Below are 6,543 nucleotides of genomic sequence, written 5' to 3'. Positions count from 1 at the left end.
GGAGCGAGGACGACTCCGCAGCGGAGGTGACGTCATGGCCCGGCAGCCTCCCGTAGAGCCCGGCAGCCTCCCGCCGACCCAGGCGCCTAGCTTGAGCCGGCGGCCGGAAGCCGACACTCTCGCCGCCCCACCCCTCCGCCCCGACCTACCCCTCCGCCCCCTCACCTCCGGCTCCCGCCCCCGAGGCGGCCCCGGCCTCCCGTCCCTCCGGAGCCCCCCGCAGCAGAACCGTCAGCAATCGCACAGCCCCCCGCTTGTGCAGTGGGTCGTTGCCGTTGCCGCACTTGGGGGACTGGATGCAGGACGGGCAACCGGCCTCGCACTCGCAGGAGGCGATGGCCTGGCGGGTGGCCGTGAGCCACTCGCGAGCCGTGTGGAAGGCGCGCTCGGCGAAGCCCGCCCCGCCGGGGTGGCCGTCGTACACGAAGACCGTCGGGAGGAGGGTGTCCGGGTGCAGGGGGATGGAGACGCCGCCGATGTCCCAGCGGTCGCAGGTGGCGAACAGCGGGAGCATGCCGATCGACGCGTGTTCGGCGGCGTGCAGGGCGCCGCCGAGGATCTCCGGGGTCACGCGGGCGGCGTCGAGCTGGTCCTCGGTGACCGTCCACCACACGGCGCGTGTGCGGAGCGTACGAGGAGGGAGGTCGAGTTTCGTCTCGCCGAGCACTTCGCCGGTGATGACACGACGACGCAGGAAGGAGACGACTTGGTTGGTGACCTCGACGGAGCCGTAGCACAACCGGCCCTCGCCCCAGGGGACTTCGACGTCCGTTTCCAGGACGGAGATGGCCGTGGTGTCGCGGGCGACCGTCGAATACGGCGGGTTGGCCTCCTCGACTAGGGCGACTGAGTCCTCGAGGTCCAGTTCCTTCACCAGGTACGTGCGGCCCTGGTGGAGGTGGACCGCCCCGTCGTGGACGCTGGTGTGCGCGGCGCCGGCGTCGACCGTGCCCAGCAGCCGGCCCGAACCGGCCTCGACGACCTGTACCGGATTGCCGCCCCCGCCGCGGATGTCCGTGAGGTCGGCGGCTCGTTCCCGGCGCGTCCAGTGCCATGCCTTCGTACGGCGGCGCAGCAGCTTCGCGGCTTCCAGCTGCGGAAGCAGATCGGCGGCGGCCGGGCCGAAGAGCGGCAGGTCCTCGTCCGTCAGAGGCAGTTCGGCTGCGGCGGCGCACAGGTGGGGCGCGAGGACGTACGGATTGTCGGGGTCGAGGACGGTGGACTCCACCGGCTGGTCGAACAGGGCCTCCGGGTGGTGGACGAGGAACGTGTCCAGTGGGTCGTCGCGGGCCACCAGGACCGCGAGGGCGCCCTGCCCGGAGCGTCCGGCGCGGCCCGCCTGCTGCCACAGCGAGGCCCTCGTGCCGGGATAGCCGGCGATGACGACGGCGTCCAAACCGGAGACGTCGATGCCGAGTTCGAGGGCGGTGGTGGCAGCGAGGCCGAGGAGTTCGCCGGAGTGGAGGGCCTGCTCGAGGGCGCGGCGTTCCTCGGGGAGGTAGCCGCCGCGGTACGCGGCCACGCGCCGGGCCAGGGAGCGGTCGATCTCGGCGAGCCGTTCCTGGGCGATCATCGAGATCAGCTCGGCGCCCCGGCGGGAGCGTACGAAGGCGACCGAGCGGACGCCCTGCACGGTCAGGTCGGTGAGGAGGTCCGCGGTCTCGGCGGTGGCGGTACGGCGGACGGGGGCGCCCTTCTCGCCGTGGAATTCGGTGAGCGGGGGCTCCCAGAGGGCGAACACCAGTTCGCCGCGCGGTGAGGCGTCGTCCGCGACCTCGACGACCGGGAGGCCGGTCAGCCGGCGAGCGGCCACCGATGGCTCGGCGGCGGTCGCGGAGGCCAGCAGGAAGACGGGCGAGGAGCCGTACCGCGCGCACAGGCGGCGCAGTCGGCGCAGCACCTGGGCGACATGCGAGCCGAAGACGCCGCGGTAGGTGTGGCACTCGTCGATGACGACATAGCGCAGAGCGCGCAGGAAGGAGGACCAGCGGGGGTGGGAGGGCAGTATCCCGCGGTGCAGCATGTCGGGGTTGGTCAGGACGTAGTTGGCGTACTGGCGTACCCACTCGCGTTCCTCGACGGGAGTGTCCCCGTCGTAGACGGCGGGACGCACCGCGTTGCCCAGAGGATGTGAAATTTCCTTCACGGCTCGGCACTGATCCGCCGCGAGGGCCTTGGTCGGGGCGAGGTAGAGGGAGGTCGCACCACGGCCGTTCGGAGCTTCGGATCCGTCGAGCAGACATGACAGCACCGGGACGAGATACGCCAGCGACTTGCCCGAGGCTGTGCCTGTGGCGACGATCACGGAGTCGCCGTCCAGAGCGTGCTCGGCTGCTTGTGCCTGGTGGGCCCAGGGGTGCTCGATGCCCGTGGCCTGCACCGCCGCGATGACCTCGGAGCGGATCCGGTCGGGCCAGACGGCATGGCGGCCCACGCGCGGGGGCAAGTGCTCCGTATGAGTGATGCGCGAAGCCCGGCTCGGCCCCGAGGCGAGCCGGTCCAGAACCGTGCCCGGAGTGGGTCGGGATGCGGTGTCCGTCGGGGGTCGATCGGACTGGGGATTCTTGGCCATCGGCATCGAGTGTGTCACTGGCGTGACGGACAATGGGCCTAAGGCGTCGTGCACGCCTGCCGGTAAGTGATTGAATGCCATCGCGGCTGGCGAACAGTCCCGGGGACTCCGCCGAGGTGTCCCGAGGGGCGACCGCTCGATAGCAAGGTGCTGGAGGATCCGTGGACCTGTCCCTGTCGACACGTACCGTTGGCGATCGTACGGTCGTCGAAGTCGGTGGCGAAATCGATGTATATACCGCGCCCAAGCTGCGCGAGCAGCTGGTCGAGCTGGTGAATGACGGCAGTTTTCACCTTGTCGTCGACATGGAGGGCGTGGACTTCCTCGACTCCACCGGGCTCGGCGTGCTGGTAGGCGGCCTGAAGCGGGTGCGCGCCCACGAGGGCTCGCTGCGACTGGTCTGCAACCAGGAGCGCATTCTGAAGATCTTCCGCATCACCGGTCTCACCAAGGTGTTCCCGATTCACACCTCGGTCGAGGAAGCGGTAGCGGCCACGGACTGAGCGGTCCTCGGTCGTGACCGAGCGGCCCTTGGCCGAAGGCCGGTTCCGGGCCGTGTGCCCGGGACGGAAGAAGTCAACGAGGGGGGTTCGGGCCTTGGCGGCCCGGCCCCCTGACAGCACGCCCGTAGTTCCGAGGGGGATGCATGGCCACCGTTGAACTCCGCTTCAGCGCGCTGCCCGAGCACGTCAGGACCGCCCGACTGGTGGCGGCAGCGGTGGCGCGCAGGGCCGGAGTGGACGAGGCCGTCCTCGACGAGGTCAGGCTCGCCGTCGGCGAGGCCTGTACGCGGGCCGTCGGACTGCACCAGACCGGCGGTATCTCGGCGCCGGTGCGGGTGCTGCTGATCGAGGAGGAGAAGCAGTTCTCCATCGAGGTCGGCGACGAGGCGTCGCATACGGCTCCCGGCGACAAGGTGCCGGGCGCCCATAGCGGAGCCGCCGAGTCGGACGCGGAGACCGAGGAGGACGAGATGGGTCTCGCGGTCATCAGCGGTCTCGTCGACGACGTGGAGGTCACCGCCGGTGAGAACGGCGGACTGATCAGGATGAGCTGGCCCACCACGCCGCCGGCCACGCTCGTCCCCTGACCCCTCACCCACGCAGTACGGAAAGGGCCCTGCTCAGCGGGGCCCTTTCTCGTGCGCGCTCGTGCGCGCGGATTGCGCACGCGTTATCGTGAATGAATTCACGATCAGCCTTATGATCGGGTTTACTGCCTGTCGCGCGTCAACGGATCAAGCGTCAATGCTTTTGGGGCATTACCACTTTCGGGTTCCATGAGGGTCCGTGGATCATTTACTCAAGAGCATGTGAAGGCCGATTCCGCTTACCGCGCACTGTTTTGATCAGGTTCCGGTACCTACAATCCGTCCACATCTTGAGCTCAGCCCAAGCGTCAAGGAGGACGAATGGCGGGGCTTTCTACCCCTCATCAGTTTGACCAGCCCACAACCTTCGCAGCCGCAGTACTGACCGACGACAACCGCCTCATCGTGATGGTCATCGCGGCCGTCGCCCTTGCGGCGCTTGTCGTCGCCGGGATCCTGGTCCGCCAGGTGCTCGCGGCCGGCGAGGGCACCGACAGCATGAAGAAGATCGCGGCGGCGGTTCAGGAAGGCGCAAACGCCTATCTGACGCGCCAGTTGCGCACCCTCGGCGTATTCGCCGTCGTGGTGTTCTTCCTGCTCATGCTGCTGCCCGCGGACGACTGGAATCAGCGCGCCGGACGATCGGTCTTCTTCTTGATCGGCGCGGCGTTCTCGGCGACCACCGGCTATATCGGCATGTGGCTCGCCGTACGCAGCAATGTCCGCGTGGCCGCCGCGGCACGGGAAGCGACCCCGGCGGAAGGCGAACCCGAAAAGGATCTCACCGCCGTCTCGCACAAAGCAATGAAGATCGCTTTCCGCACGGGCGGCGTCGTCGGCATGTTCACGGTGGGGCTCGGTCTGCTGGGCGCCTCCTGTGTGGTGCTGGTGTACGCGGCCGATGCGCCGAAGGTCCTGGAGGGCTTCGGTCTCGGCGCCGCGCTGATCGCCATGTTCATGCGTGTCGGCGGCGGCATCTTCACCAAGGCCGCCGACGTCGGCGCCGACCTGGTCGGCAAGGTCGAGCAGGGCATTCCGGAGGACGATCCGCGCAATGCCGCGACCATCGCCGACAACGTGGGCGACAACGTCGGCGACTGCGCCGGCATGGCCGCCGACCTCTTCGAGTCGTACGCCGTCACGCTCGTCGCCGCGCTGATCCTCGGCAGCGCGGCGTTCGGCGACTTCGGGCTCGGCTTCCCGCTGATCGTGCCCGCGATCGGCGTGATCACGGCGATGATCGGCATCTTCGCGGTGGCCCCGCGCCGGGCCGACCGAAGCGGCATGAGCGCCATCAACCGCGGCTTCTTCATCTCCGCGGTGATCTCGCTCGTGCTGGTGGCCGCGGCCGTCTTCGTCTACCTCCCGTCCTCGTACGCGGAGCTGGAGGGCGCGGACACGGAAATCCTCGACAAGGGCGGCGACCCGCGGATCCTCGCGCTCGTCGCCGTCGCGATCGGCATTGTGATGGCCGCGCTGATCCAGCAGCTGACCGGCTACTTCACCGAGACCACCCGCCGTCCCGTCAGGGACATCGGCAAGACCTCGCTGACCGGCCCGGCCACCGTCATCCTCGCCGGTATCTCCGTCGGTCTCGAATCGGCCGTGTACACCGCCCTGCTGATCGGGCTCGGCGTGTACGGGGCGTTCCTGCTCGGCGGTACGTCGATCATGCTGGCGCTCTTCGCCGTAGCGCTGGCCGGTACCGGGCTGCTCACCACAGTCGGCGTCATCGTCGCCATGGACACCTTCGGGCCGGTCTCCGACAATGCGCAGGGCATCGCCGAGATGTCCGGTGACGTCACGGGCTCAGGCGCGCAGGTGCTCACCGACCTGGACGCCGTCGGCAACACCACCAAGGCCATCACCAAGGGCATCGCCATCGCCACCGCCGTACTCGCGGCCTCGGCGCTCTTCGGCTCGTACCGTGACGCGATCCTCACGGCCGCGAACGAAGTGGGCGAGACGGTCACCGGCGAGGACGCGCCGCTGAACCTGATGATGGACATCTCGCAGCCCAACAACCTGGTCGGGCTCATCGCGGGCGCCGCGGTCGTCTTCCTCTTCTCGGGGCTGGCGATCAACGCGGTCTCGCGGTCCGCGGGGGCCGTGGTCTACGAGGTGCGGCGGCAGTTCCGCGAGCACCCCGGGATCATGGACTACACCGAGAAGCCCGAGTACGGGCGCGTCGTCGACATCTGCACCAAGGACGCGCTGCGCGAGCTGGCCACACCGGGTCTGCTCGCCGTGCTGACGCCGATCGCGATCGGGTTCACGCTCGGGGTCGGTGCGCTCGGCTCGTTCCTCGCGGGCGCGATCGGCACGGGCACGCTGATGGCGGTCTTCCTCGCCAACTCCGGCGGTGCGTGGGACAACGCGAAGAAGCTCGTCGAGGACGGTCACCACGGTGGCAAGGGCAGTGAGGCCCATGCCGCGACGGTGATCGGCGACACGGTCGGCGACCCCTTCAAGGACACCGCGGGACCCGCGATCAACCCCCTGCTGAAGGTGATGAACCTGGTGGCGTTGCTCATCGCGCCCGCGGTCGTCAAGTTCTCGTACGGGGAGGACAAGAGCGTGGGCATGCGCGTGCTCATCTCGGTGCTCTCGCTCGCTGTCATCGTGGGCGCGGTGTACGTGTCCAAGCGGCGCGGGATCGCCGTGGGTGACGAAGACGACTCCGAGCCGGTCTCCAAGTCGGCGGATGCGGCGGTGGTTTCGTAGGCGATTGCTCCACGGCTTGGCCTTACGGCTGGTCAGGTTCCGCTCAACGAGCGGGCGGACGGCGCGTTTTGACGTGCCGCTCGCCCGCTCTCGGGTGTTCACACCGGGGTCGTGAGCCTTCTCTCGCTTGGCGCAAATGGCTACAATATTTGACAAA

General features: G+C 68.9%; 4 protein-coding genes. 3 read left to right on the top strand and 1 reads right to left on the bottom strand.

Translation table 11 applies throughout. The features are described 5' to 3' along the window. Positions 1-145: 145 nt before the first annotated feature. Positions 146-2,653 (bottom strand): DEAD/DEAH box helicase, encoded by a 2,508-nt coding sequence (locus ACYVO6_RS07445; protein WP_461058526.1) that lies wholly within the window; start codon positions 2,651-2,653, stop codon positions 146-148. A gap of 80 nt (positions 2,654-2,733) precedes the next feature. On the opposite strand from ACYVO6_RS07445, the gene bldG reads away from it, so the two are divergent. From bldG to ACYVO6_RS07430, 3 genes are all read left to right on the top strand, one after another. Next, positions 2,734-3,075 carry an anti-sigma factor antagonist BldG gene (gene bldG, locus ACYVO6_RS07440; RefSeq protein WP_003975386.1) on the top strand — a complete coding sequence of 114 codons (342 nt, stop codon included), beginning with the start codon at positions 2,734-2,736 and terminating at the stop codon, positions 3,073-3,075. A 143-nt stretch (positions 3,076-3,218) separates the two neighbouring features. After that, entirely contained in the window at positions 3,219-3,662 is a 444-nt protein-coding gene (locus ACYVO6_RS07435) for an ATP-binding protein (RefSeq protein ID WP_461058524.1), read from the top strand. A gap of 321 nt (positions 3,663-3,983) precedes the next feature. Further along, positions 3,984-6,386, top strand: coding sequence for a sodium-translocating pyrophosphatase (locus tag ACYVO6_RS07430; RefSeq protein ID WP_461058522.1), 2,403 nt, complete (start codon positions 3,984-3,986; stop codon positions 6,384-6,386). Positions 6,387-6,543 lie beyond the last annotated feature (157 nt).

This window comes from Streptomyces pseudoechinosporeus (assembly GCF_054783935.1).
Note: the sequence above shows the minus strand (reverse complement) of the source record. Positions and strands in the feature narration are given on the sequence as shown.

Coding starts and splice junctions, on each gene's coding strand:
- ACYVO6_RS07445 (WP_461058526.1), bottom strand. CDS start 2,653: ATGGCATTCAATCACTTACCGGCAGGCGTGCACGACGCCTTAGGCCCA.
- ACYVO6_RS07430 (WP_461058522.1), top strand. CDS start 3,984: ATGGCGGGGCTTTCTACCCCTCATCAGTTTGACCAGCCCACAACCTTC.
- ACYVO6_RS07435 (WP_461058524.1), top strand. CDS start 3,219: ATGGCCACCGTTGAACTCCGCTTCAGCGCGCTGCCCGAGCACGTCAGG.